This window comes from Labilibaculum antarcticum (assembly GCF_002356295.1).
Classification (GTDB): Bacteria; Bacteroidota; Bacteroidia; order Bacteroidales; family Marinifilaceae; genus Labilibaculum; species Labilibaculum antarcticum.
Map to the genome: position 1 here is coordinate 5,469,578 of NZ_AP018042.1, position 26,375 is coordinate 5,495,952.

A 26,375-nucleotide genomic window follows, 5' to 3' on the forward strand; every position below is an offset into this window, starting at 1 on the left:
TTTATTCCATCGCAATGGCTCACGAATTATTTTAAATGGTATAATATATTCTAACTGGACGGATTTATTAAATGACAACAATCTTCTTCTTCACTGTTTTGTCTAAAAAACAGATAACCAGGAAATAAATTCCTGCCGATAAAGCACTCAAGTCCATATCAGATTTATTACTTGAATTTTGATGTTGAGAAAGCATCCGTCCCTCTGAATCATAAACATTGACTTCAAACTCTGTTACCGTATCATTTTCAATAGATACAGAGAATTTTCCTTTATTGGGATTGGGATAAACTTTCACCTCACCCGAAGGATCTTCGCTTGGTTCAGTTGGGTCGGGATCGGTACCCGGATTTGGATCGCCTGCAATGGTGTCTCGAACAAGAACCGTATGATTTCCAATAGCCAAATCTACCGTTATTTCTAGAATCCCATCTGAATTGGAATCCCCTAAGCGTTCTAATACGTCATCTACAAATACTCCAAAAGACGTATTGCTTTTCATATCCAAAGCAAATATTTTCATTGTTCTACCACCAGCAATGTCTTGAACAGAATAAGATACTGATGCAGTATCTCCCTGCGCATCGAACAGGTATAAGTGATTCTCCCAATCGACACCTAGGGTACTTTCATTTGAAAACAGTTCACCTCCTGCATTGGCCACATTGATATTATCTCCAATCTTGATGGTATGCAAAAAAACGGTATTCTCCTTAACGGCAACAGGTTCCACTTCTATGCGCCAAAAACCGGGATGTTGATTTTCCAAATCGACACTTCGGTTTGGTGGATAATTGGTCCCATCCACCCAATATTCATAACCACTTCCACCAACGAGAGTGGTTTTACTAAGTTCCGGTAAAAGTGTTCGAATGGCAACACTTCCTTTTCCATTTGCCGTTTTATAATCCTTTCCATTATAGGTAATGATCTTATTTTCTACCTGGGTGTTGGTAACGCTTCCGCTGATATCAGGTCTGTTCACAAAATGATTAATGTATTTTGCTTTACGCACTCGGGAACTTGTATTTAACAAATGAAGATGATCCAAAACTATCACCCGATCGGGCTTATGAAACAATAACCGACGTTCAAAACGATCCAATTTGTTTGCTTGATAGGAAGCTGCCGCATCTGCTACCTGATATGAATAATCATCGCCGGAAGCATAATGCATCCATTTTCCTCTTCTGTGTTCAGATGAAAAAACATCATCTAAATTTTCCAATCGATCTGATTCTATTTGTCCGCCATCATTGGAAACATTCCTACCAAAATTATGATAGCTTTCCGTTCCATCGTAAACACAAATTGAGTTGTGAGCAATGGTTCGTGAGTAATAATTATTATAATGAGAAGTTCCAAAAGAATCATAAAACCCAGCATCCAAAATCAATGGTTTATCCTTAATAATAGTAAATGTATTGTTATCACGATGCTCATGATCTGCACGCTTAGCAGGTGCATTGTAAAACCAAAGCATAGTCGCATCCTCGTTCCAGGAAGTACGACTCACCGACAAACCTGTTTTATCGGCCCAATAATTTAGAGGTGGCTGTGGATGTGGCACATAAGAAGCCGTAAAATCTTTATACATCAGCTTACTAAAAACCAATACCGAATTGTGTAGATATTGAGATTGATTGAAGAATTGCACCATATACTGACTTCGGGGATATTCAAACTCGGCAGCATTACGATACATAGCCTGATTTGCCTGATCCAAATTTACAATAGCATCTCCCAGATGAATACAATAATTGTCGGGCCGAAAAAAATACCAATACTGATTGATCGATTCCTTTATCCACGGTTGGCTTTGGTAGTAATTACGATCTGTTCCATAAAGCATATCATCAAAAAACTGATACTGGCTGGGTAAACTTATCATTCCGTAGGCTGCCCCCCAATTCCATCCGCCATCATCATCACGAAAGTGTGCAAAGGCAGGAAGAATTCCGTTTTCCCATTTTCCCAACAAAATTAGATACCAGGAATTGACTTGCGACAGTTGCGAAAAAGATAGTCCATCGGCTCCATGCAGTGCAATGGCTGCACGCATTGTCATGATACAATTGTGAATGTTATGACTGGATACATAGCTATTCCCAGATGGTGTAAGAATATAATTCTCCATAAAATATTCCAAAACCCGATAAAAAGAAGTAGATAAGTTTTGTCTGAGCGATTGCGGAATATAATCGTAAGTCCAATCGAGAAGAATAGCCCCGTAATTACAATTATCGCGCAGTAAATTCTCTTGTGTATCTCCTGAATAATTATCAAAATTAATTCCATCCAGATAAGTGACGTAAGTATCTATAATGAATTCACATCTTGCCTTAGACAAATCATCAGATTCCAATTGCAATAGAAAAGCAGTCATTTTCGATAACATAAATGCATCACCATCATTCCAATCGTAAGTCCACTCACTGGAATTAGAACCTGCCAAATAGTGATCCGAATCTGTAATCCAATTATTATTGTAGCTATTCTTGAATGTATTATAGGTGTCTCCACTATCTCCACCGGTAATATTTGATTTCAGCCAATCAAACCTCTCTTTCCCCAACTCTAGCCTAGGTCTGTTTTCATTCACCTGAGAAAAAGCCTGAGAAAAGGATTGGATAAGAAATAGAAATAATATGATTGTTCTGAAGCCCTTCATTGTATTCGTAAATTTATTACAAACATCAAATTACAAAAAATCAAGGAATTGAAATTGAAAAAGATACATTGGAGACTTATTTAGAATACACAACTCTCTGTATGTGTATACTCAAACGTATTAAAAGTAAGCTTAGTACAGTTTGTTTTTTATTGAAGTTCAATTTTCCGATTTAACTTTCTTAATTCTCTTATCAGAAATGCACCCGACACAATGGCTGAACCAACATCAGATATCGGACTCGCAAACCAAACACCATTTAAACCAAAATAAGTGGGAAGAATAAAAAGGATTGGGATTAACAAAATAACCTGACGCATTAATGTTAGCATAACTGAAATGCCTGCTTTTCCGATGGATTGAAAATAATTTCCAACAACTACTTGAAAACCTACAATAGGCAGAGCAAGCAATATAATCCGTAAACCGTGAGATCCAACCTGTAATAGTTCTGCATTGGAATTATTGAAAGCCTTCACAATTAATTCCGGAAATAACTGCACCCCAAGAAAACCAACAATCACGATTCCTGTAGCCGCTTTCATGCAAAGTATCAAACATTCTTTAACTCTGGCGTAATTTTGCGCCCCATAATTAAAGCCGAAAATGGGCTGTGCCGCCATATTCAAAGCCACCACAGTCATTACAATCAGCATGGCAATAGAGTTAATTATACCCATTGCAGCTATGGCGATATCGTTGCTATACTCAACCAACTGAATATTAAATAATGCCTGAACAAAACTACCTGCCAATTGCATGGTAAATGGAGCGAAGCCAATTGTTAAAATGTAAAAAACAATCTGCCAATTCAATTTAAAATTTACCAATCGAAGCTTAATTATGGATTTGGGTCCTAAAAAATGGCGAATTACCCATATACAAAGAATAAACTGTGAGATGATAGTAGCATAAGCTGCTCCGGCAACCCCCATGTCCAAAACGAAAATAAAGATGGGATCTAATATGACGTTTGTACCCGCACTAATCAGCATAGAATACATCGCTATTTTGGCGTTTCCTTCGGAACGGATCAGGTTGTTGAGTGAAAAACCAACCACACTAAAAATTGCTCCGTAAAGAATGATATTCAGATATTCATTGGCTACAGACATGGTATCATCTCCCACTCCAAACATCCTAAGTAAGGGATCCTTTATTGAAAATCCAATTACAGTAATAATAACAGAAACAATAATCATGAGAACAAATGAATTTCCCAAAACCCATTCGGCTCTTCCAAAATCTTTTTTCCCAAGATTAATAGAGACCCGGACTCCTGCACCAATCCCAATAAGCATTCCAAATGCCATCATGATGAGCATTATCGGAAACACAGCACTTAGGCCTGATAAGGCTATTGCCCCAACCCCTTGACCAATAAAAATTCGATCGACAACATTGTACAAGGAATTAATAACGACCCCGGTAAAAGCAGGTAAAAAATACTTCCACAGCAAGCTCTTGATACTCGCACTCTCCAATTCCCGCACATTTTTACTATTCCTATCCATAAGTTCATTTAGTCGCACAAAGGTACCACTAATGCCCGCTCGCACTCAATATTTTTTCCTAAAAAAGTTTAAAAGTCGGTAAACACATTCAATTTTGCGGTAAAGAAGCAAGAAAGACAGGGTATCAATAAGCAATTTGTATCCCTCATTTTCTCAAACTAATTCTGTTTAGAATTCTGTTTTAATAACAACCGCACTAATAATTATTAATATTCATGAAACTTTTGCAGATTATATAAAAAAATAATAGTTCTTTTGCGAAATTTATTTCCGAAATTAAGATCTTTCAAAAACAGCATTCAAAAATAAGACCGAACATGTTAGAAACAATTAGCAAGATATTAGAGTTTGAACTCATAAGCATTGACAATCATAAAATCAGAGTCTTTACACTGGTAAGTATCTTACTAATTTATGTACTGACTAAACTCTCTCTTTACCTAATAAAGAAAGCTCTTTTTCGAAAGCAGAAATTTATAAAAACTGATACGGGTAATACTTATGCCCTCTTTCAGATTATAAAATATGTAATTTGGGTTATGGCTATTGGCCTTATTCTGGAATCTTTTAATATAAAAGTGACTGTGCTTATTGCCGGTTCTGCAGCCTTGTTAGTTGGTGTTGGCTTAGGCTTGCAACAAACTTTTAATGATGTAATTTCAGGGATTATTCTGCTTTCCGAGCGATCAATAAAAATTGATGATGTATTGGAAATTGATGACGACGTTGTAAAAATTCAAAGCATTGGATTGCGAACCTCTAAAGGTCTGAACAGAGATGATATTTCCATCATTATTCCCAATTCACTAATTACAACTAACAAAGTAATTAATTGGAGTCATCAATCTAAAAAAACACGATTTAGAATAGATATTGGAGTTGCTTATGGCAGTGATGTTGATTTAATTATTAAAACATTGGAAGAAAGTGCTTTTGAGCATCCAGACATTGATGAAAGAGAGTCAATTGAAGCACGATTATTAAATTTTGGGAATTCATCATTGGATTTTCAGCTGCTATTCTTCAGTAAAAATATTTTTAGAATTGGTAAAGTAAAAAGTGATATTCGCCGAATAATAAATCGAAAATTTACAGAAAAGAATATCACAATTCCTTTTCCACAAATGGATGTTCATTTTAAAAAGGAAATATAATGTTAATTAACCAACTTATGAATAGTATCCTTTTGCCTATCTAAATAATTGTAACCTATTGTACCGAAATAAACTTTAATACAAGCTTGAGTGATTTTTTTAATTGAGAGAGATAAATCGGTATACATATCAGTTGCAGTGAAGTTTAGAAGGCTTGAAGATCAAAAGAAGGATTACAATTAATTTCTGTATATTTAAAATTGCTGAAAGCTTCCCCAAAAAAATAATGAAATTTTATTCACATGAAAATAATCATTGGGAAAATTGACAAAGCTGATTTTCCGGATTTACATTTATTCAATATTGATTTAAAAGTTGATACTGGAGCTTACACTTCCTCTATTCATTGCCATCAAATTGAAGAATGCCAGACAGGTGCTGAGGGATATTTAAAATTCAGACTTTTAGATCCATCACATCCAGATTATAATGAAAAAGAGTTTGTTGTAAAAAATTACAAGAAGAAAAAAATCAAAAATTCCTTCGGGAAATCAGAAAATCGATTTGTAATTCAAACGAACATTATTCTATTTAATAAGGAGTTCTCAATTGAACTTTCCTTAAGTGAACGTAGTGAAATGAAATATCCAATATTAATCGGAAGAAAACTATTAAATAAAAATTTTATTGTTGATACCTCAAAGCGCAATATTTCTTTCAAATTGAAACAAAAAAACAGCAGCGACTCAGAGTGCATTCAATAAAAATTAAATACATATTATGAAGATTGTTATATTATCAAGAAACCCTAAGCTATATTCTACCAGAAGATTAGTGGAAGCAGCCGAAAAAAGAGGCCATGAAGTACTTGTTGTGGATCATTTAAAATGCATTATAGAAATTGAAAAAAAGAATCCGAAAATATTTTACAATGGAGCATATCTAGAGGATGTAGACGCTATAATCCCAAGAATTGGTGCCTCTGTAACATTCTATGGATCAACAGTGATTCGCCAATTCGAAATGATGAAAACCTTTACTGCTGTTACCTCTGAAGCTCTAATAAAATCACGGGATAAATTAAGAAGCTTGCAGGTTTTATCGCGGGCAGGCGTAGGCTTGCCCAGAACGGTTTTCACAAACTACACAAAAGATGTAAATCACGTTATTCAATCGGTTGGAGGTGCTCCAATAGTACTTAAACTTTTAGAAGGAACTCAAGGATTAGGTGTTGTTTTAGCAGAAACTCAAAATGCCGCCACTTCGGTTATTGAAGCATTTAACGGACTAAAAGCCCGAGTGATTGCACAAGAGTTCATTAAAGAATCGAAAGGCTCTGACATAAGAGCTTTTGTGGTTGATGGACGAGTGATTGGCGCGATGAAGCGACAAGCTTTAAAAGGCGAATTCAGATCAAACCTTCATCGGGGAGGCTCTGCAACCATCATTGAATTGACGGACGAAGAGGAGAATACAGCAATAAAGGCAGCAAAAGCAATGAGATTAGGCATTGCCGGAGTAGACATGTTGCAATCAGAAAACGGACCATTGGTTTTAGAAGTAAATTCATCTCCTGGTTTGGAAGGTATCGAAATGGCTACAAAAAAGGACATTGCGAAGCAAATAATCAGATATATTGAAAGAAATGTTGAATGATAAGTTTACTATTCTAGGTAAGGAAATTAAGAGAGGCGAACGTGCTTTCTTAGAATTGGAAGTCGCTAAATTACACACTCGAAATAGTATTAGGGTGCCTGTAATTGTTGAACGGGCAAAAAAAGATGGTCCAACCTTACTTTTAATGGGTGGTGTGCACGGAGATGAAGTCAATGGAATTGCAATTGTTCGTAACATTATTCGAAAAAAATACAATAAGCCCAAAAGGGGAATGATTATCTGTATACCCGTTTTTAATGTTTTTGGCTTCTTAAATCTTCGCCGGGAATTTCCCGACGGAAGAGATTTGAATAGGATGTTTCCTGGCTATTTAAATGGTTCTCTTGCAAGTCAGTTTGCCTACCGGTTCACAAAAGAAATTGCGCCAAAAGTTGATTATGTGATCGATTTTCATTCTGGCGGAGCAGACAGATCTAATTTCCCTCAGATCCGTTGTGTCACCAAAGAAGAAGAATCTCTGCAACTTGCACGAATTTTTAATGCGCCATTCATATTAAATTCCGAATACATTTCTAAATCTGTTCGTGATACCATTCGCAATTTGGGAAAAACGATTTTACTGTTTGAAGGTGGAAAATCGAATGACCTGGATGAAGAAGTTATAAGTTGCGGAGTAGAAGGAGCAGTAAACGTGATGAAATATTTAGGATTACAGGATGGAGATCTGGAATTAAAACAATCTCCCGTGGTAATTCCTAAAGCTCAATGGTTAAGAGCACCCAATTCCGGGATGTTTCAATTACGGGTTACAAATGGAAGCTGGGTGGTTAAAAAACAAATATTGGGAGAAATAACCGATCCATACGGAGACTATGAAAAGAAAGTTTTTGCTCCGTTTGACTGTTACGTATTTTGCGTAAACACAGCGCCTATGGTGCATAAAGGGGATGCTCTTTTTCATGTTAGCCTAGAAACTCAAATAGACGAATTTAATAATGATTTAATCTCTCCGGACTATCTGGTAGAATAAGAAACAAAATAGCCAATTCGTTTGGCTATTTTTTTATAGTATACCTGTCTTTCTCTGAAACATAGTCCATAAGAATAGTTCTACTAATGAATTTTGCTGAATGTAAAACATCTTCAGGGATATTGTAGCAATCTCCCTTTTTGTAAATCGTCCTTTCTCCCCCAATGCAGAGTTCCATTTCCCCTGCTATCACAATTCCCCATCTTGCTCCGTGAGAGTGTCTGGGAATTTCACCGATACCATCAAAATCAAAGAATACAATTTGTTGATTTTCTCCTTGCAGCAGCCAAGCACGAACTCCAGTATAAGGAAGCTCAACTTCTGGAAGATTTTTAATCATTTCAGGATAAATATTGTCCATACTCTTTATTAATTAAAGGTTTACACTAAATCATCAACATTTAATTTACAAGTACTTACTTCCTTCACGAACACTTAATGGTGCTAATGAATGTCTTGAAATGAATACTTTTACCCAATCAGCATTATACTTTGAATACTGACGCAAAGACCAACCAATTGCTTTATTCACAAAAAACTCTTTGCTCAGATTATTTGAAAGAATTGCTTTGCTTAGAAATTCGGTATCGGTTTCGTTTTTGTATTTTAGTTGGAAAATGATCGTTACCCTTTTCAACCATATATTTGAATTCAAAATCCACTTCTCCAGAATCTCTTTCTTCAACTCAGGATATTTTTGACACAAAACACCAACAAGAGGAGCTAAAGAATCAACTGAATCCCACCACGATTTTGTAAGTATCAATTTTTCAATCAACTCAATATCCGATTTCTGAAGATTTTTTTCAAGCTTACGCAGATATTCCAAAGCTAAATACTGATACTCCCGGTAAGGTAAATCAAACATGTGAAATACAAATTCCCAATCAATCTCCTTACTTTTGCTTTTCCCTTGTAAAAACTCTTTGCTTATATCTGCTCTCAAAGATTTTGGAATTCCCAAGAAAGAAAAATGCTTTTTCATATAAGATTCCATTCGTATTGCGAACACACGATTAGCATTCTTCTTGTAAATTTCTACAATTTTATCCGTCCCAATATTTTGTGTTTCCATTATCAACGAGCGATTTTTCGTTTTTTACCTAAAGCATTTCGGTTTACTATTTTCATTTTATTAGATCCTCTATTATAAAAGAAATTAGCATAACCGATTTAGGCTTGATTGCATTGCATAGTAAACATCATATTAATTGTCTTTCTAAATTTTAAATTAAGAAAGTATGATTGCAATGTCAATAGGTAAAGATTGTTATTTTTATTAAGTTTAAATTATAATCACTAGCGCAATTTGTCACAAACACCTTGTTATTGCGTATTTTACATAGATCAGACAAGCACTATTCGGAAACATAATACTTGGGAGATTAAACGATAAAGATATTGTACCTTACGCTTCAAATTATCACGAACTAAACAAAAATGAATCCTAATAAATACCTTACAATACTAATCGGATTTTTTCTAACACTATCTATTCTAGGGACACATAACACTCAAGCCGAGGAAATTGATCCAAATAAAACTCAAGTTCCATTTTCAACGAACAAACAAAACTTCACCGTTTGGAATGGAGAAAATTACGTCCCTTTTTTTATAAAAGGGATTAATCTTGGAGTTTCAATTCCCGGCACATTCCCCGGCGAACTGGCTGCAAGTAAAGATCAATATACCAATTGGATAGAAGGGATTCATGATGTTGGATTTAACTGCATTAGAGTCTACACGCTTCATTACCCCCGCTTTTACGAGGCTTTAAAAGAATTCAACGACGCAAATCCTGCAAGTCCAATGTATATAATGCACGGTGTCTGGCTAGAAGAAGAGCTAGGTGGGTACACCAAAGATTTACATGAGTTAAATGATGTATTCAATCAGGAAATTAAAGATATGCTTGACTGTATTCATGGAAATAACAGTATCGATCACCGTTTTGGAAAGGCATATGGATCATATACTGTTGATGTATCCCCTTGGATAATGTCTTATATTATTGGAAGAGAAATTCATCCTGACGAGATTGAAGAAACTAATAGTAAACATGCCGACCAGACTTCCTTTTCCGGCACTGTGTTTAGGTTAGCAAGTGCTTCTCCATCCGAAGTTTGGGCAACATCGCATTTAGAATCTCTAGTACTATACGAACGTAACACTTATAACACAGAGCGTCCTGTTAGTATTTCCAGTTGGCCTACTTTGGATCCCTTAACGCACCCCACAGAATCGGGAACAGATGAAGATAAAGAATCACTGGATTTATCCAATTTAAACTTTGATGGAGCACCTGCTGGTTATTTTGCCAGCTTTCATGCTTACCCATATTATCCCGATTTCATAAGCGAGGATCCCAACTATCAACAATACTCCGACCCACTAGGGCAGAACAGCTATCTCGGCTATATAACCGATCTTAAAAAATATTACAAAGATTTCCCAGTTCTTATTGCCGAAATTGGTACTCCTTCAAGTTGGGGTATTGCACATTATTCATCCAATGGAATGAATCATGGAGGTTGTTCTGAGATTGAACAAGGACTCAATTTCCTAAGACTTCTTGATAACATTGAGGAAGCTGGCTGTGCAGGAGGAATACAATTTTCATGGATAGATGAGTGGTTCAAACGAACCTGGATTACGGATCCTTTTGATTTCAATCCTGAAGCAAGAATTCTTTGGCATAATGTTACCGCTGCCGAACAGAACTTTGGATTAATCGCATTCCGACCATCAGAAACCATTTACTCCGAGTTAGAAGATTTTGGTAATGATAAACCAATCAAAAAAGTTCTTGCAGCAGCTGATTTTGATTTTTTCAACATTCGTTTGATGCTTGAGAAGGAACTTTCGAATATAGATACGATTTGGATAGCCATTGACAGCTATGATGCTTCTTTAGGTGAATCGATGTTGCCTTCAGGAAATTCTATATCGAATAGAGCTGAATTCGCTCTTCGTATCACCAATTATTCTGCTGAATTATACGTAACCCAAGCCTATGATTTATACGGTTTATGGCATGGTGTTTCAGAACCCAAACAGCTTTATCATTCCATAGCAACTGATGGAGATTCATGGAATCTGGTTCGTTGGAAGAATAATAACGAAAGTCATGAAATACAATATGTTGGAAATTTAAAAACCCGAAGAACAGAATTACCTCCTTCAAGTTTGGATGCTGTCATCATCTCAAATGATTCAATTGACATTCATCTTCCCTGGTCATTGCTGCAAGTTACCGATCCTGCTAACACAAAAGTAATGAATGACGATCGAGCCACACCAGAAACAGAAGAAGCCATTTCTGATGGTATAGCTCTAAGCATTCTTCATAATGATGTATTATTGGAAGGAAGCAACCGCTTTATTTGGAGTTGGGCTGCACCAACTAATTATGTGGAAGTGAAAAAGCAATCTTACTATGTTGTAAAAGATGGATTGGTTGAATTTAATAATGAACCAATTGCATATACTGATAGCTATGCTACAAATCAAGGCGAAAATTTGATCATTGATACTGAAAACGGACTCTTATCCAACGACTTCGATTTTGATGGCAATTCACTCTATTCAGAGTTGTCTGAGTTCTGCAAAAATGGCTTTGTTTTCCTTTCGGATGATGGATCATTTGAATACATCCCAGATACGGGTTACAGTGGTGAAGACTTTTTCACCTACCGGGCTTTTGACGATGGTGGCCACTCAGTTAAGACAAAAGTGACAATTAATGTTGCACCAGTTACTGATATTGATGATTTTGTGGAAGAAGAATTAGCTATTGCTATTTATCCCAATCCGGCAAGTACATTTTTACGAATTGACTTAGCTAATAATAAGCCGACTCTATTGCGAATGATCAATCTAAAAGGTTCGATAGTTTACCAAAAACAAATAAATAATTCACAGCATATCATCGATGTTCATTCTTTTCCAAGAGGAGTTTACTTACTAAATATTCAAACAAGTACTAATCTTCTCACTAAAAAAATAATTATCAATTGAACCAAAACTCCAGACACAAAAAAACCTCGTTCTAACGAACGAGGTTTTTTTTAATAAAATGCATATTTAAATATCTTTCTCTGTATGATGAGCTCCACTACTTCTTTTTTTGGTCTTTAACACATTGTACTTTTTCCCAAAATAATATCGAAAGGTCAGATTTGCTGTTCTATTTTCATACTTATACTTCATTTGTTGAGAAAATCGGTCTCCTGAAGTATTTACATTATACTTACTGGTATTTAAAACATCGTAAATCCATAATGACAGACTTGCTTTGCCTTTCATGATTCTTTTACCAAACGCCAAATTAACCTGAAAGGATTGATCGTAACTTCCTTGAGCAACGGGCATATCAGAATCATAACTTAAAGTTGTCTGAAAATTGAACCATTTAGGTATCCTCATGGTGGAAGTAAGTTTTCCAAAAAAACTATAAGCATCGTTCCCTAGATAATCTAATTCTTCTATGGAGGTATATTTCTGATAAATCCCCGACAAATAAGAATTGACACTCCACCATTTGTTAAATTTTGTAGAAATGTTAAAATCAATACCTGCATATTGTAGGCTTCCTAAATTCTCAGAAGTTACAATTGCCACATCATCTTCATTAACAGAACGATACTGCTTTATAATATTATCCTTATACTGATAATATAAATTTGTCGTATAGGTTATTTTATCCCTTTTATAAATAAAGGTAAACTCTGGCATATGAGTGTAATAAGCACCCAAATCTTGAGTTCCTAATTTCTGATTTTCCGGATCTTGAAGATTTTGAAATGGATTTAGCATTCCGGAATCAGGACGATAAACCATTTTAGAATAAGTTAGTAATACCTGCTTATTGTCTGATAATTTATAAGAAAGATGCACGCTAGGAAAAAAGTCTAAATAATCGTCATTATATGCTTTATTCGTCTCAATATCCGAATACTCAGATCGCAAACCAAACTGATATGCAAAATTACCTTTCTCTCCACTAAACTGAAAATACAAGCCATGAATACTCTCTTTATAATTAAACGCAGTAGATAAATCTATTGGTTCATTATACTTTATCTCGTTAGTTCGGTACAAATAACCTGTTTCTATGGAACCCACTTCACCTACAGGTTGTGTGTAATCCATTTGAATAATTGCTTCCTCACGGTCCGAATTGAAAAAGTCACTAGTATTTCCTTCTACTTCAGAAGTATAATTTCCGTAATTTTCTGCACTATTACTTGTATAGGCTACATCAAAAGAAAACTCCTGTCCTTTTCGATCAAACTTACGAATATAAGAGGCATTGTACACCCAGGAATCCAGATCAATATCAACAGCACTTTCACGGTATGTTTCTGTTGGAGAAGAGCTGTTTGTAACTAAATTCCGGGAATAATTATAGGTTCCGTTCTTGTTCTGTTTCACATTCCGATTGGTAACAGAAAAACTCATGGTATTCTTATCATTAATCAGATAATCCATTCCCAATTGACCGATATGGCTTCGAGTTCCTAAGTCTACATCAGCTCTGGCATTCAAGATCTCGAAATTATTTTGAATTTCTGTTAATCGCGATAATTCATAATCCCCTCCTGACCAATCGTCTCGATAGCTGTACGATCCGGAGAAATTTACTTTTCCGGTTCGTAAACTTAGTCCTGTATGACCTGAATGTTTATTAATCGTACCAATTGTTGCAGAAGCATTTCCATTAAACCCTTTTGCACGCTCCTTTTTCATAATAATATTAATAATTCCGGCAGAACCAGAAGCATCGTATTTTGCAGATGGACTTGTAATCACTTCAACACGATCAACATCTCCCGCAGGCATATTACTCAACACATCTCCCGGGCTCATTCCTAACAAACCACTCAGCTTTCCGTCGATTAATATTTTAACATCAGAACTTCCACGCAATTGAATGTCTCCATTGGCTGCTACATTCAATGTAGGAATGGTAGCTAACACCTCATTTATAGTTCCTCCATCAGAGATAGGAGAATTTGACACACTGTAAATGGTTTTATCCAGTTCAATGCGTGCAAAATCAAGATTCGCGGTAACTTCTACCTGAGAGATGGATTTTGTGTCAGGCTGTAAAGAAATTGGATTCGACAATGATTGCGTTTTATTTTCACGTAATAGAATTGAACCACTTTTATAACTTTTGAAACCAAGATATTCAACTTTATAAAAATAAGTAGAACTTTCTAAATTTGTTAATTCAAACTCGCCCTTTCTATCGGTAATTGTACCTTTTATCAGTAAAGAATCAGGTAAAGAATAAATAGAGACAGTTGCGTACTCGAGAGCTTTCTGTCGTTCATTTTCAATTATAGTGCCCTTCAATCCAGAATTTGTTGCAATTTTTGTATTATTCTGGGCATAGGAATTCACTGTGGGGCTTAAAAGAAACAGAAAGACCAGCAATAATCCAATTCTGTAATTAAATTTCAGATTCATTAGTAGTGTGTAATTTAGTTAGTGTTTAAAATCGGGTTGCACAAAAGTAAATAATTTATGTTAGAGAACAAGCAAATAATAAAAAAACTTTATAATCTACTTACAAACACAAACCATCGGTTTATCACCAATTTACATCTATTCACAGCAAAAAAAGAAATAACAATTCAGTCCCCTTTTCAAACTCACACTTCGGAAGAACTAAGAATAAAACATATTTAACAAAAGAATAATAGTTTAAAGAACTACCATTTTAATCTGAAAATGATGCGTTGAGATTATGGTTTTTCTTAGATATAAAAAAAGCATCAATTCATAATAGAAAGATGCTTAGTATGTACTTACCCATTCGATGATCAGATTTCCAATTGTTGCTTCAATTGCTTAAACCCATTTCTACTAACCTTCAAACTCTCCCCTGTTTTCAGAATTACGATCCAATGATCTTTCTCGTAAGGTTGCAATTGTGCAATTTGATCGATCTTAACCAAAAAAGTACGATGTATCCGGCAAAACTCATTCGGATTTAAATGAGTTTCAAAATACTTCATTGTCTTTTGCTTCAAGTACTTGCCCTCATTGGTGTAGATCATGACATAATCATCCTGGGCTTCAAAATATTTAATCTTATCAATTGCAATTATATCAATTTTATTTCGCGATTTTACCACAACACGGGTCAATAACTCTTCCGATGAATCGTTATGATTTTTTATTTTCTCAATCTGATCTTCGCTCGTCACTGAATTTGCGATGCGATCCTTCACTTTATTTAACGCATCGTGAAAACGATCATTCGAGAATGGTTTCAATAAATAATCAATTGCATTGTGTTCGAATGCTTTAATAGCATATTCATTATAGGCGGTAGTAAATACAATATTACAAGGTTTATCAAGTAATTCCAACATCTCAAAACCGTTTAGTTTTGGCATCTGAACATCTAAGAACACCAAATCGGGCTGTAACTCATTAATTGCTTTTAAGCCTTGAAATCCATCAGAAAATTCACCTAAAATTTCAATATCGTCATAAGCTCCCAAATAGGACCGAACCAAATCCCTTGCCAAGGCTTCATCATCAATAATTATTGCTTTAATTGTTCTCATACCTTAACTACTTTGCGGAAATTCCAAATTAACAGAAAAGTGATTCTCACTCTTTACAATTCTCATCAAATCGGTGCGACCATAAATTAAATGTAAGCGTTCCTGTATATTTCGTAATCCAATACCGTTTCCTTTGGGAGGAATCGATTCGGGATCGAAATTATTACTAATATTAATTTTTAATGAATCATTCTCGAAACTACACTTTGTCATTACGCAAACTGGTTCAAGACTTTCATGCACTCCAAATTTAATTGCATTTTCGTACAATGGTTGTAAAATGAGATTTGGTATTTTAAATTTCTCACAATCTGCTGACAAATCAAAATCAAGCTGCAACCGATCCCCAAAACGAACTTTCTCTATCTCCATATACAAACGTATATTACTTAATTCATTGCTTAAATTCGTCAACTCCTTTAAATCCTGAGCGAGTGAGTAACGTAAGTAAGTCGATAATTTAACAAGCATTTCTCTTGATTGTTCGGGTCTTGATAAAGTTAAAGAACTAACCGAATTTAAACTATTGAATAGAAAATGTGGATTAATTTGTGATTTTAGTGCTGTTAACTCAGCTTCTTTCACCAATTCTTTCAATTCTGACTCGTGAACTAATTTGTCCTGAAAATTTCGATAATATAAAACTAAATAGTAAACAATTACAATATAATCGTACAAGCCAAAGGCCATAAAAATCTGCCAATGTATCGGGAGAAAATAATCCAGCCCTTCGCTTGAAGCACCAAAAACTACAATCCTAAGCTGATAAGCCACCGATACCCATATCCCAACAACAACAGCACCTGCTGTTAAATGATGCAAAAGAAAATGAAAAACACCCAAATTCTCAATACTGGTATATACAACAATATACCAAATACATGCTCCCAAAATCAATAAAGGAAAAGAAAAACTAATGGCATTTACCACTGCATCGTATGATGTTCTTCCCTCAAAATACCATCCAATAATAAATAGCATGGCAACAAAAAAAGACCAGGACGCAAGATAAACAGGAATAGCAAAACGATTTTTTAAAAGCGGATGTTGCATTTAAATTATTTATACGATTTTATTTCGCAACCGCCTAAGGCTACAGTACCTCTAATGATTAGTTCCTTTTTTGGTTCTACAATATAATTTGTTGTTGACATTCTTTTATCCGAAACACCACCTAAAATTGCAGATACCTCAACCTTAACGTCCCAATCGGATGGTACGATTAAAACACAACTGCCAAACATGGTAAATATGTCAATCACATTTGTGCCTTCGGAAAGTGCTGCATTACTCAAGTTTAATTCAGTTCCCCCGAAGATACAAGTCACCTTTCCCCCTCTAAAATTTTTATTGTTGATAACCTTTTCTCCTCCTCCAAAAATATTTAATTCATCAATATAATCCGAATCAAATCCAACTTCTGACCTTTTATCAAATTCACAAACATTTCGTTTGCGAATAACAACAACTCCAATGGCAATAAGCATAATCGGCCAAAATAATCCTCGCCAATCAAAGCTCCAATCGAATATCGTTGGGAGTAAAAATAGTCCACCCACGGTCATCAAAGCTACTCCTGTTGTTTTATCCTCTTTACCGAAGAAGAAAAGAGCCCCTAAGCCTAGTAATAATGATGGCCACGAAAAGATAATATGTCTTAATTCATAAGGAATAAAATCCAGATTTTTAAGAACCAGTAAACATCCAAAAAGGATTAAGAAAATACCGAATATCGCACGGTTGTTTGGGTTTGATTTATGTTGTGATCTCATAATGAAATATTTTACGATATGAATTTATTTATTTTTACAACAATAAGGTGAATCGGGAGCAAAAATAAATGCAATGCCACCTATAATAAGTAATACTGGAAAAAACCAAATCTCCCAATTTTGAGGTAGAAAATACAAATCATCCATCATAAAATAGGTTCCCGCGGCAATTGCCATTAATCCACCAAAAATTTTTCTGCGGATCAATACCTGTAATACACCGAAAAGAATTAAAAAGGCTTCCCATCGATACAGATATATTTCAATAAAATTAGATTGATAGTTAAGTCGTTCAAAAACAATTACGATCCCAACAATTATTAGGAGTAGGCCAACAAACAAACTTTTATTTTTTTTATTTTCATCCATGACATTATGCTTTAAGATTTCGATTCCCTTTGTTTCTACTTCTAAAGTAGCGCAAAATCAAAGCATTTACTTGCTTAAATCGGTTAAGCGTGGTCAAAAATCGGTGAATGGTGTAAAATGAAAGAGGGTGTCCGAAAAGTAAAGTTTCACTTGGACAGTCATGTTGAACGATCCCTATGGCTACCGGGACGAAACATCTGTTATTCAAAAATAAGGATTCTTCAACACCACCGCTTCAAACCTGTAATTGCTTACCACACGACTGCACTTAAGAGCTCTTAATCAGGCACATCACCAATTACTGTTCTCCATCTCAAAAATCATTAAAATCATTTGCGAAATCACCGCAAGGTTTACTATTTTTACCATTCGGGCTTGCTATTGAAAACACAGCTCATCTATTCACACAACGGTAGACCTTTACAATTATGAATCAGGCAGAAGCACAAGTTCGAATTGCAGAATTACGTGAGCAATTACATACATACAATCACAATTATTACGTATTATCGCAGCCTAGCATCAGCGATTACGACTTTGACATGCTCTTGAATGAGCTAATTACTCTGGAGAAGAAATTTCCTGAGTTTAACGATCCCAATTCACCAAGCCAACGTGTTGGGAGCGATATCAACTTAGAATTCAATCAGGTAGAGCACAAATACCCAATGCTTTCGTTGGGCAATACCTATTCGGAAGAAGAAATCCGCGATTTCGAGAACCGAATTAAAAAATTAATTGATGGCGATGTGGAATATGTCTGTGAACTGAAATACGACGGCACATCAATCTCGTTGACTTACCAAAATGGTAAACTGGTTCAAGCTGTCACCCGTGGCGATGGTGTAAAAGGCGATGATGTAACGGCAAATGTAAAAACCATACGATCGGTTCCTTTGCAATTAAGTGGTAAAGGATATCCAAAAGAATTTGAGATACGAGGCGAAATATTAATGCCTTTTGCTGTATTCAATGACTTGAACGAGGAACGTGAAGAAATTGGGGAGGCTCCTTTTGCTAATCCCCGAAATGCGGCTTCGGGTACTTTAAAAATGCAAAACTCATCGGTAGTTGCCAAGCGCAAATTAGATTGCTACTTGTATTATTTGTTGGGCAAAGAAATTCCGACCCGAAATCATTACAGCAATTTATTAGCCGCTAAAGATTGGGGCTTTAAAATTCCGGCAAACACAGCTATCTGCAAAAATATCGACGAAGTAATTGCATTCATTAAAGAATGGGACGAAAATCGCGACAGCTTACCTGTGCCAGTTGATGGAATTGTAATTAAAGTAAATTCGCTGGATATGCAGGAGGAATTAGGCTTTACGGCTAAATCGCCTCGCTGGGCAATTTCCTATAAATACAAAGCGGAAAGAGTATCCACAAAATTAGAAAAAGTAACTTATCAAGTGGGTAGAACCGGATCGATTACACCTGTTGCCAATTTAACTGCGGTGCTATTGGCAGGTACAACGGTGAAAAGAGCCTCTTTGCACAATGCAGATATTATTCAAAATTTAGATTTGCACGAAAATGATACTGTTTATGTAGAAAAAGGCGGTGAAATTATCCCAAAGATTGTTGGGGTGGAAATCTCTGAAAGATCTGCGGAAGCACAGGCAATTAAATACATTGAGGAATGCCCCGAATGCGGTAGCAATTTGGTTCGTAAAGAAGGTGAAGCAAATCATTATTGTCCGAATGATATGGGCTGTCCGCCACAGATTAAAGGAAAAATAGAACACTTTATTAGTAGACGCGCCATGGATTTTGATGGATTGGGCGAAGAAACCATCGACCTGCTTTTTCAGAAAGGATTAATAAAAAATATTGCTGATTTATATAGTCTTACTAAAGAAGATATTATTCCTTTAGAACGGATGGGCGATAAATCTGCCGAGAGGATATTGACCAGCATTGAAAATTCGAAGCAGGTTCCTTACGAAAGAGTTTTGTATGCTTTGGGAATTAGGTATGTTGGAATTACAGTGGCCAAAAAATTGGCCAAAGCGATTCCTTCTATCGACAAATTGGCAGCATCTACTCTCGAAGAATTAATTGAGGTAGATGAAATTGGAGTGAAAATTGCTGAAAGCATCGTAGAATATTTTTCGGGCGAATACCATCAAAATTTAATTGCCCAATTAAAAGAATTTGGCTTGCAATTGGAGAGGAAAATTGTTGAAAATGAGAATGCCAGCAATACTTTGGAAGGATTATCCATTGTTATATCCGGTAGTTTCTCAAAATTCAGCAGAGATGAGTTAAAGGAAATGATCGAACTTCACGGCGGGAAAAATGTGAGTTCCATATCGAAGAAAACAAGCTTCCTTTTGGCTGGCGAAAAAGTTGGCCCGAGCAAATTTGAAAAAGTCGAAAAATTGGGCATCGGAATAAAAACAGAAGATGAATTTCTGGAGATGATTGGAATGCACAGTTAGCAGTTAGCAGTTAGCAGTTAGCAGTTAGCAGTTAGCAGTTAGCAGTTAGCAGTTAGCAGTTAGCAGTTAGCAGTTAGCACAAAATTAAAAGTTTTAGTTCTTATTTCCTTTACCATTTAGATTTTAAATAAATGAATTTTACCGCAATAGATTTTGAAACAGCAAACGGACAACGCAATTCAGCTTGCTCGCTTGGTTTGGTTCGTGTTGAGAATGGAGTAATTGTTGAAAGTAAAGATTGGTTGATTTCGCCGCCGGAAATGTATTTTCATCCAATGAATGTTAGTATTCACGGAATTACAGAGGAAGATGTGACGAACGAACCCAGCTTCAATTACATTTGGGAAGAGGTGGAAAACTACTTGCATGGAGAAATGGTGATTGCTCACAATGCCAGTTTTGATGTATCGGTGCTTCGGGCTTGTTTAGAAACCTATGGCATTCGGTTTCCCGAATTTGATTACCTGTGCACCGTTCAAATCAGTCGTAACATTTGGCCCAATATGCCAAACCATAAGCTAAACACGATGGCAGATATGTTCAATATTCCACTAAGGCATCATGATGCATTGGAAGATACTTTGGCTTGTGCTAAAATTGCCATAAAAGCATGCCAAGTAATGAATGTGAACAGTCTTACCGATCTGGCTCAGGAAATCTGCATTGCTCCCGGAAAATTGAACCCAAATGGTTACAAGGCTCCAAAAAAGATTAAATAAGTTTAATTGATGATTTCCAGAATGAAATTTTTCATAACTTGTGATTTCAAGTAACAATCGCCCATTCAAACAATAAATTCGATCCTACAACTTAACTATTGAATATACAATGAGTTTTTTTCAAAATATACTAAATCAACTTACCGAATTAAAGATAAGAAGTAAGCAAAAGAAAAATCCGCGTAAAAAGGAATTTCACAATTTAGAGAGTGCTAAAAATATAGGCATCCTATTTGATACTCTTCAGGAAAATAATCGCTCTATTGCTAAAAATTTCGCTGAAGATTTACAAAAAAAAGGCTATAAAGTACAAATTGTGGGTTGGATAAATGCTGATGAATTGCCTAATTTTGGCGTTGCTCAAAAAATATTGTTCTATACCAATAAGGACATTAGATGGAGTGGAGAGCCAATAATTCCTGAATTAATCGAATTCACCAACAATAGATTCGATTTACTTTTTGTTTTGACTAAGTCGGAGCACAATTCGATTAAATATATTACACAAGTTTCAATGGCCGCTTGTAAAATTGGTTCTTTGGGTGATAATTGTGAGCATCTCGATTTAATGATTGATCAAGGGAAAAATAATTCAATAGAAAATCTAATCAGCGAAAGCTTAAAATATCTTTCACAAATAAAAAAGCAATAATATTGTAAACAACTCGATAATTTATGATTGTATTGGCATAAAATTTGTTCTTAACTAAGGAGAATTTCCATTACTAATTTAGAATATTATTTAAACAAAAAAATGAAAATATTATGAAATACTCATTTCGCCTATTCGTTTTCGCTCTAGCTGTTTTAGCTGGCGTTTCCTGCTCAAGACAAATTACCAGAGTATCACCTGATCAGCAAATTGATTTAAGCGGACGATGGAACGATACCGATTCAAAATTGACTGCAGAGGCTCTAATTGATCAATTACTGAGTCAAAACTGGATTGAAGATTACAAGCAGGAATTTAATCGTAAACCTGTCGTTATTGTTGGTTTAATTACCAATAAGAGTTCTGAACATATCGATTCCGACACTTACATAAAAGACATCGAAAAAGCCATTTTAAATGATGGAAGAGTACGTTTGGTTCAAGCAGGTGCTAAAAGAGAAGATCTTCGTCAAGAACGTGCCGACCAACAAGATTTTGCATCTAAGTCAACGATAAAAAAATGGGGACAGGAATTGGGTGCTGATTTTATCCTGCAAGGTGATATCAACTCAATTATTGATAGTTATAAAAAAGAAAACCTTCGATACTATCAGTTAAATATGGAATTAACCAATCTTGAGACGAGTGAAATGGTTTGGATGGGCGATAAAAAAATTAAAAAGTACATTAACAAATAAATTGGTACTAGCAGGAAGTCATTAGTTGGCTTCCTGAATTTCTTTATTCCTTTATCGATGAATCAAAAACTACCTTTACACATATCAGGTAAAATACTCCCTGTATTTCTATTTGGTTTTCTTCTTCTATTATCCGGATGTGCTACCTATTACATGCAAAATGAAGCTTTTAACAGCTATTTTTTGCAAGGTGATATTGCTAGTGCTGAAAAAGTTCTGGATAAGGATAAAAAGAGCAACCGAACTAAAAACAGGGCCTTGTTTTTATTGAACAAAGGAACTTTATCGTGGATGCAGCAAGATTATGTTTCCGCAACCAACTATTTTAACGAAGCAGATCTTTTTATTGAAGATCAACGAAAAAGTATTGGCTCGGAAGCATTGGCAATGCTCATCAACCCAATGACCAAACCTTATGTTCCCGAGGATTTTGAAAATGTAATGCTTAATTTCTATAAGGCTTTAAGCTATTTGGAAATGGGCCAAACTCAGGAGGCTTTGGTTGAATGCCGAAGAGTGAACGAAAAGCTATATGCTATAAACGACAAGTATCCTAAGAATTATCAGAACCGATATAGTGATGATGCTTTTGCACACACATTGATGGGATTGATTTACGATTCGACGGGCGACTCGAATAATGCTTTTATTGCCTACCGAAATGCGCTCAAAATTTATGAAGATAATTACCTGAAAAACTTTAATACTCCGGCTCCCCGGCAATTAAAAGAAGATCTTCTTCGAACTGCCTACGAAACAGGCTTGAATCAGGAATATGAGTTTTTCAAGAATAAATTTGGCTTTGATTTTAAAAAGACAGACAAGGATGAAGGTGATGTAATTATTATTTGGTTAACGGGACTTGGTCCTGTAAAAGCAGAATGGAGTATAAATTTTAGTGCCGTTAATGGTAGCAATGGTTACCTGACTATGGTTAATAACGAAGAAAATATCACTCTGCCCTTTTTTGTAGGCAATATGGATAACAGTACTCGAAATTCATTTAGCAATTTGGATTTTGTACGTGTTGCTTTTCCAAAATATGAGGAACGCGGTGCTTTCTACACAAATGCTGATATTCTTATAAATGATTCTATTAGATATCATCTGGACAAAGGAGAAGACATCAATGCAATTGCTTTTAAAACCCTTAAAGATAGAATGGTACGCGAAATGGCGAACTCATTACTAAGGCTTGCTACCAAACAAGCTATTGAAAGTTTTACAAGAAGTAAAGATGAAAATTTAGGTGCCCTAATTAGTATATTTAATGCCGTTACAGAAAAAGCAGACACACGAAATTGGCAAACCTTACCCAACTCAATTCATTACACCAGAATTCGATTGAAAGAAGGAAAACATACTGTAACTCTCAAAGTAAATTCTCCAAATGGGAAAAGTAAAAATCAACAAGTAGATCTTGAAGTTAAAGCAGGAAGAACCAACTATTTTACCTTTCACAATATGGAATCAAACTAACACCTGAGATTTAGAAAGAGTAAAACAGACCAATTTACTTTTCTCTGAAATAAACTCTGTATTTAAAGTTATTTCCTCATTAAAAAACCTTTGACAACCCATAAATAATCCAATCGCTAAGTGAATCAATAAATTTTCAGTCTGATAACTCACCTGAAAAGTAGATTCATTAATTTGAATTGCTCTGAATCGAGGAATCTCAATCGTAGTAAATCTTTCCTTAATTTTTTCATGTATAAAATCATCTATCTGACCGAGGAAATCAAATATACTACTGTTGCCTGCAAAACTGGGTCTAAACAATATAACAAGACGAGAAAAAAGATATTCGCCAAAATTTTTAGCGACATCAGGAACCGAACTTTTTACTTCGGAACTTAACAAGGAGCACAACTCAACAAATTGATCATATGGATAATCTGCTGTGGCTTCGTAAACACCATTGTTACCAACGCCTAAATCAGAAATGATTTTTTCGGTGAGAATTATACCATACTCCTTCTCTATCATTTCCAAAAATTCCGTGAAAAATATTCCCTTCATCGTTCCTCCGCTTTATTATAAACCAAAGCATTATTATTGCATCAGTAAAAACACACATCACTATTTTATAGTGTGTAACGAGCTAGAATAAAAGTAATTGTGTGGGAGATTAAATAAAATTGAAATAATTTAAAGAACCCAATAGAAATAAATCTCTTCTGCTTTACATTATAAATCTCTATTGTTTTGGGTTTTATTTTGGAGTTCATTTAGTAATTTCTGCATCTCCAGATATTTATTCTCATAATCCCATCGGCCTTTGTCTTTGTTATGCGCCAATTCGTAAAATTGAACTGCCTCCTCAGGCTGATTAACTTTTTCGTAAATTTCACCCACGTAGAAGAATGATTCTGCCCTTTCGGGATAATTTGAAATAGAATATTTTAAAAAAGCCATTGCATCATTGTAACGTTCCTCATCTTTAAGCTGAACACATACACTCTCTAAAAGTGAATAGGGTAATTTTTCATTCCTTCCATAATTCAACAATACTTGTCTCTGATATGTTTGAGCTACTTCTACGCCCTTTTCAGCTAATACTTTTACATCAGGATATTTATATTCTGTGAATATTGTTTCCATTCCCTGCATTAAACTTTTACGATACAGTGTGTAATGACTTTCATCGGGCATCCAGGCATAATGCCATTTAAGATCGGATGGTGCTTTTTTCTCTAAGGATAAAATTAAAGATTTGCAGGATTTCAACATCTCGGTAGCTTCTTCGGCAAATGAGATAAATAAGTGTTTTCTTATGGATGAATTTTTGCTTAAGAATTGATCAACATCCTTAACTATCGCCTTATTATTCCACCAAAGAATTGGGCTAAATGCTAAGTACTTATCAAATAAATCGGGTCGAGTAGAAAATGCATGAACGACAAAAAGACCACTGTAGCTATGTCCCATAAGCAGTCTTTGTGTGTTCGCTCTAAAACTTTTGGCTATAAATGGGAATACATCCAACTCAAGAGTTTTGATAAAATCATCGGCTCCACCACGAGTTTTAAAAATACTTTTATTCATGATTGAGTCAACAGGAGTCATATCGCGAAAGCGATCGGTATTAGGAAGCCCGACAACAATGTGTGGAGGAATAAAATGATTATCCATGAGAAAACTTAGAACCTCAATTCCCATATCGAAGTTCGTCTCAGCATCCAATAAATAAATGGTTGGATAGGTGTAATAAGTATCGTCGTATTCGTTAGGAAGCAAAATTTTAACATCGCGATATTCCTTAAGAACCGTGGAATAAAGACGGGAATTGCGCAATTGTTTTACGTTCACTTTGGCATACGAACTCAAGCAAATAAGTAAAGCAAATAGAGTCGAAAGCAAAATTCGCATCATAATAGGATTGGTTTAGATTTAAAGCTTGCAACAAATTACAATTATTTAGAATAAAATCAAAGGTTTACACCTATTTGCCAAGCAATTAACCGACTATTCATAGTAAACATACTGCACAAAAAAAGCCAGAATAATTAAATTCTGGCCTATGGTTAGATGTGCAATAATTTATTCTAAATATAGATCTAAATTTAATTCAAAATCATCATAGATTGTCTTATCTCCCAAATTATCGAAGAATGAACCCGATCCGTAACGCACATTAAACTTAGTTCTATCAATAGTTATTTTACCACTAACATGAACGGTCGCATCATGTTTGTGTAAGCTCACCATAAGTTCAACTTCTTCAGTAATCCCTTTAATTGTGATATTTCCCTTTACTTTATAATTACCATCATCCATCTTAGTGGCAGTAGTAATTACAAATTTTGATTCGGGAAATTTCTCAACACCAAAAAAATCGTCAGATTTTAAATGACCTTCCAATTTTGTTTTATAACCTTCATCTTTTAAGTCAGTACAAACGATACTCTTCATATCAACAACAAAACTACCCTCTACAATCTTATCATCGTTTAAAACCAAGCTTCCAGTGTTCACTTTAATAGTTCCAGAATGTTCGCCAGTCACTTTTTTACCAAGCCATTCAACTTTACTATTTTCGGTGTTTACCTTTAAATTATCTTTTTTTGCAAAAGCAGTACCCGGAGTTAAAACAACACTCGCAAAAAGAGCTGCTATTATTAATGAACCTATTTTTTTCATAACGTCAAATATTAATTATTTCTTTTATTCTTTTTTTAAAAATCTCTGTAAGAATTGTACAATTACAAA

22 protein-coding genes are annotated in these 26,375 nt (G+C 35.2%); 10 read left to right on the forward strand and 12 right to left on the reverse strand.

The features are described 5' to 3' along the window. Positions 1 to 67: 67 nt before the first annotated feature. Together ALGA_RS21825 and ALGA_RS21830 are read right to left on the reverse strand one after the other, a co-directional pair. Entirely contained in the window at positions 68 to 2,671 is a 2,604-nt protein-coding gene (locus ALGA_RS21825; RefSeq protein WP_096432966.1) for a T9SS type A sorting domain-containing protein, read from the reverse strand. A 149-nt stretch (positions 2,672 to 2,820) separates the two neighbouring features. Next, positions 2,821 to 4,185, reverse strand: coding sequence for an MATE family efflux transporter (locus tag ALGA_RS21830; RefSeq protein WP_096432968.1), 1,365 nt, complete (start codon positions 4,183 to 4,185; stop codon positions 2,821 to 2,823). 317 nt (positions 4,186 to 4,502) lie between these two features. Here ALGA_RS21830 and ALGA_RS21835 point away from each other — a divergent pair, with 317 nt between their 5' ends. From ALGA_RS21835 to ALGA_RS21850, 4 genes are all read left to right on the forward strand, one after another. After that, complete coding sequence (locus ALGA_RS21835) at positions 4,503 to 5,339, forward strand: mechanosensitive ion channel family protein (RefSeq protein WP_096432970.1); 837 nt, start codon at positions 4,503 to 4,505, stop codon at positions 5,337 to 5,339. A gap of 242 nt (positions 5,340 to 5,581) precedes the next feature. After that, positions 5,582 to 6,043: an ATP-dependent zinc protease family protein gene (locus tag ALGA_RS21840; RefSeq protein WP_096432972.1), complete on the forward strand. Its 462-nt coding sequence runs from the start codon at positions 5,582 to 5,584 to the stop codon at positions 6,041 to 6,043. Positions 6,044 to 6,059: 16 nt separating this feature from the next. Then, positions 6,060 to 6,935 (forward strand): 30S ribosomal protein S6--L-glutamate ligase, encoded by an 876-nt coding sequence (gene rimK, locus ALGA_RS21845; protein WP_096432974.1) that lies wholly within the window; start codon positions 6,060 to 6,062, stop codon positions 6,933 to 6,935. Next, complete coding sequence (locus ALGA_RS21850; RefSeq protein WP_096432976.1) at positions 6,925 to 7,926, forward strand: succinylglutamate desuccinylase/aspartoacylase family protein; 1,002 nt, start codon at positions 6,925 to 6,927, stop codon at positions 7,924 to 7,926. Before rimK ends, ALGA_RS21850 begins: the two co-directional genes overlap by 11 nt. A gap of 25 nt (positions 7,927 to 7,951) precedes the next feature. On the opposite strand, the gene ALGA_RS21855 is transcribed toward ALGA_RS21850, so the two are convergent. Together ALGA_RS21855 and ALGA_RS21860 are read right to left on the reverse strand one after the other, a co-directional pair. Continuing rightward, positions 7,952 to 8,287, reverse strand: coding sequence for a cupin domain-containing protein (locus tag ALGA_RS21855; RefSeq protein WP_096432978.1), 336 nt, complete (start codon positions 8,285 to 8,287; stop codon positions 7,952 to 7,954). A gap of 45 nt (positions 8,288 to 8,332) precedes the next feature. Then, positions 8,333 to 9,001: a DNA alkylation repair protein gene (locus tag ALGA_RS21860; protein ID WP_096432980.1), complete on the reverse strand. Its 669-nt coding sequence runs from the start codon at positions 8,999 to 9,001 to the stop codon at positions 8,333 to 8,335. Between the two features lie 365 nt (positions 9,002 to 9,366). Between ALGA_RS21860 and ALGA_RS21865 the strand changes: the two genes are divergently transcribed. Then, positions 9,367 to 11,943 (forward strand): T9SS type A sorting domain-containing protein, encoded by a 2,577-nt coding sequence (locus ALGA_RS21865; protein ID WP_096432982.1) that lies wholly within the window; start codon positions 9,367 to 9,369, stop codon positions 11,941 to 11,943. A gap of 66 nt (positions 11,944 to 12,009) precedes the next feature. Here the strand turns inward: ALGA_RS21865 and ALGA_RS21870 are convergent, their stop codons facing one another. The 5 genes from ALGA_RS21870 to ALGA_RS21890 form a co-directional block, all read right to left on the reverse strand. Next, positions 12,010 to 14,400, reverse strand: coding sequence for a TonB-dependent receptor domain-containing protein (locus ALGA_RS21870; RefSeq protein WP_096432984.1), 2,391 nt, complete (start codon positions 14,398 to 14,400; stop codon positions 12,010 to 12,012). Between the two features lie 356 nt (positions 14,401 to 14,756). Then, on the reverse strand, positions 14,757 to 15,509 hold the full coding sequence (locus ALGA_RS21875) for a LytR/AlgR family response regulator transcription factor (protein WP_096432986.1): 753 nt from the start codon (positions 15,507 to 15,509) through the stop codon (positions 14,757 to 14,759). Positions 15,510 to 15,512: 3 nt separating this feature from the next. Further along, positions 15,513 to 16,562, reverse strand: coding sequence for a sensor histidine kinase (locus ALGA_RS21880; protein WP_096432988.1), 1,050 nt, complete (start codon positions 16,560 to 16,562; stop codon positions 15,513 to 15,515). Between the two features lie 5 nt (positions 16,563 to 16,567). Beyond that, positions 16,568 to 17,281 (reverse strand): LiaF transmembrane domain-containing protein, encoded by a 714-nt coding sequence (locus ALGA_RS21885; RefSeq protein ID WP_096432990.1) that lies wholly within the window; start codon positions 17,279 to 17,281, stop codon positions 16,568 to 16,570. Positions 17,282 to 17,305: 24 nt separating this feature from the next. Next, positions 17,306 to 17,650 (reverse strand): LiaF transmembrane domain-containing protein, encoded by a 345-nt coding sequence (locus tag ALGA_RS21890; RefSeq protein ID WP_096432992.1) that lies wholly within the window; start codon positions 17,648 to 17,650, stop codon positions 17,306 to 17,308. A gap of 428 nt (positions 17,651 to 18,078) precedes the next feature. Here ALGA_RS21890 and ligA point away from each other — a divergent pair, with 428 nt between their 5' ends. From ligA to ALGA_RS21915, 5 genes are all read left to right on the forward strand, one after another. Continuing rightward, positions 18,079 to 20,094 (forward strand): NAD-dependent DNA ligase LigA, encoded by a 2,016-nt coding sequence (gene ligA / locus ALGA_RS21895; RefSeq protein ID WP_096432994.1) that lies wholly within the window; start codon positions 18,079 to 18,081, stop codon positions 20,092 to 20,094. A 131-nt stretch (positions 20,095 to 20,225) separates the two neighbouring features. Beyond that, positions 20,226 to 20,813 (forward strand): exonuclease domain-containing protein, encoded by a 588-nt coding sequence (locus tag ALGA_RS21900; protein WP_096432996.1) that lies wholly within the window; start codon positions 20,226 to 20,228, stop codon positions 20,811 to 20,813. A 109-nt stretch (positions 20,814 to 20,922) separates the two neighbouring features. After that, positions 20,923 to 21,465, forward strand: coding sequence for a DUF6913 domain-containing protein (locus tag ALGA_RS21905; protein WP_096432998.1), 543 nt, complete (start codon positions 20,923 to 20,925; stop codon positions 21,463 to 21,465). A 113-nt stretch (positions 21,466 to 21,578) separates the two neighbouring features. Then, the gene (locus ALGA_RS21910; RefSeq protein ID WP_096433000.1) at positions 21,579 to 22,163 is read left to right on the forward strand and encodes a penicillin-binding protein activator LpoB; all 585 of its coding nucleotides are present in this window, start codon (positions 21,579 to 21,581) and stop codon (positions 22,161 to 22,163) included. 57 nt (positions 22,164 to 22,220) lie between these two features. Further along, complete coding sequence (locus ALGA_RS21915) at positions 22,221 to 23,642, forward strand: COG3014 family protein (RefSeq protein WP_096433002.1); 1,422 nt, start codon at positions 22,221 to 22,223, stop codon at positions 23,640 to 23,642. Here ALGA_RS21915 and ALGA_RS21920 read toward each other — a convergent pair. The 3 genes from ALGA_RS21920 to ALGA_RS21930 form a co-directional block, all read right to left on the reverse strand. After that, entirely contained in the window at positions 23,634 to 24,185 is a 552-nt protein-coding gene (locus ALGA_RS21920; RefSeq protein ID WP_096433004.1) for a heme NO-binding domain-containing protein, read from the reverse strand. The genes ALGA_RS21915 and ALGA_RS21920 overlap by 9 nt on opposite strands. A 168-nt stretch (positions 24,186 to 24,353) precedes the next feature. After that, positions 24,354 to 25,538: an alpha/beta hydrolase-fold protein gene (locus tag ALGA_RS21925; RefSeq protein ID WP_096433006.1), complete on the reverse strand. Its 1,185-nt coding sequence runs from the start codon at positions 25,536 to 25,538 to the stop codon at positions 24,354 to 24,356. 168 nt (positions 25,539 to 25,706) lie between these two features. Beyond that, a complete protein-coding gene (locus tag ALGA_RS21930; protein WP_096433008.1) occupies positions 25,707 to 26,306 on the reverse strand; it encodes a YceI family protein in 600 nt (199 codons plus the stop codon). Positions 26,307 to 26,375: the final 69 nt, after the last annotated feature.

What these genes read in the sequence shown, in the direction of transcription:
- ALGA_RS21825 (WP_096432966.1), bottom strand. Translation starts at nt 2,671, where the DNA reads ATGAAGGGCTTCAGAACAATCATATTATTTCTATTTCTTATCCAATCC.
- ALGA_RS21830 (WP_096432968.1), bottom strand. Translation starts at nt 4,185, where the DNA reads ATGGATAGGAATAGTAAAAATGTGCGGGAATTGGAGAGTGCGAGTATC.
- ALGA_RS21835 (WP_096432970.1), top strand. Translation starts at nt 4,503, where the DNA reads ATGTTAGAAACAATTAGCAAGATATTAGAGTTTGAACTCATAAGCATT.
- ALGA_RS21840 (WP_096432972.1), top strand. Translation starts at nt 5,582, where the DNA reads ATGAAAATAATCATTGGGAAAATTGACAAAGCTGATTTTCCGGATTTA.
- rimK (WP_096432974.1), top strand. Translation starts at nt 6,060, where the DNA reads ATGAAGATTGTTATATTATCAAGAAACCCTAAGCTATATTCTACCAGA.
- ALGA_RS21850 (WP_096432976.1), top strand. Translation starts at nt 6,925, where the DNA reads ATGTTGAATGATAAGTTTACTATTCTAGGTAAGGAAATTAAGAGAGGC.
- ALGA_RS21855 (WP_096432978.1), bottom strand. Translation starts at nt 8,287, where the DNA reads ATGGACAATATTTATCCTGAAATGATTAAAAATCTTCCAGAAGTTGAG.
- ALGA_RS21860 (WP_096432980.1), bottom strand. Translation starts at nt 9,001, where the DNA reads ATGGAAACACAAAATATTGGGACGGATAAAATTGTAGAAATTTACAAG.
- ALGA_RS21865 (WP_096432982.1), top strand. Translation starts at nt 9,367, where the DNA reads ATGAATCCTAATAAATACCTTACAATACTAATCGGATTTTTTCTAACA.
- ALGA_RS21870 (WP_096432984.1), bottom strand. Translation starts at nt 14,400, where the DNA reads ATGAATCTGAAATTTAATTACAGAATTGGATTATTGCTGGTCTTTCTG.
- ALGA_RS21875 (WP_096432986.1), bottom strand. Translation starts at nt 15,509, where the DNA reads ATGAGAACAATTAAAGCAATAATTATTGATGATGAAGCCTTGGCAAGG.
- ALGA_RS21880 (WP_096432988.1), bottom strand. Translation starts at nt 16,562, where the DNA reads ATGCAACATCCGCTTTTAAAAAATCGTTTTGCTATTCCTGTTTATCTT.
- ALGA_RS21885 (WP_096432990.1), bottom strand. Translation starts at nt 17,281, where the DNA reads ATGAGATCACAACATAAATCAAACCCAAACAACCGTGCGATATTCGGT.
- ALGA_RS21890 (WP_096432992.1), bottom strand. Translation starts at nt 17,650, where the DNA reads ATGGATGAAAATAAAAAAAATAAAAGTTTGTTTGTTGGCCTACTCCTA.
- ligA (WP_096432994.1), top strand. Translation starts at nt 18,079, where the DNA reads ATGAATCAGGCAGAAGCACAAGTTCGAATTGCAGAATTACGTGAGCAA.
- ALGA_RS21900 (WP_096432996.1), top strand. Translation starts at nt 20,226, where the DNA reads ATGAATTTTACCGCAATAGATTTTGAAACAGCAAACGGACAACGCAAT.
- ALGA_RS21905 (WP_096432998.1), top strand. Translation starts at nt 20,923, where the DNA reads ATGAGTTTTTTTCAAAATATACTAAATCAACTTACCGAATTAAAGATA.
- ALGA_RS21910 (WP_096433000.1), top strand. Translation starts at nt 21,579, where the DNA reads ATGAAATACTCATTTCGCCTATTCGTTTTCGCTCTAGCTGTTTTAGCT.
- ALGA_RS21915 (WP_096433002.1), top strand. Translation starts at nt 22,221, where the DNA reads ATGAATCAAAAACTACCTTTACACATATCAGGTAAAATACTCCCTGTA.
- ALGA_RS21920 (WP_096433004.1), bottom strand. Translation starts at nt 24,185, where the DNA reads ATGAAGGGAATATTTTTCACGGAATTTTTGGAAATGATAGAGAAGGAG.
- ALGA_RS21925 (WP_096433006.1), bottom strand. Translation starts at nt 25,538, where the DNA reads ATGATGCGAATTTTGCTTTCGACTCTATTTGCTTTACTTATTTGCTTG.
- ALGA_RS21930 (WP_096433008.1), bottom strand. Translation starts at nt 26,306, where the DNA reads ATGAAAAAAATAGGTTCATTAATAATAGCAGCTCTTTTTGCGAGTGTT.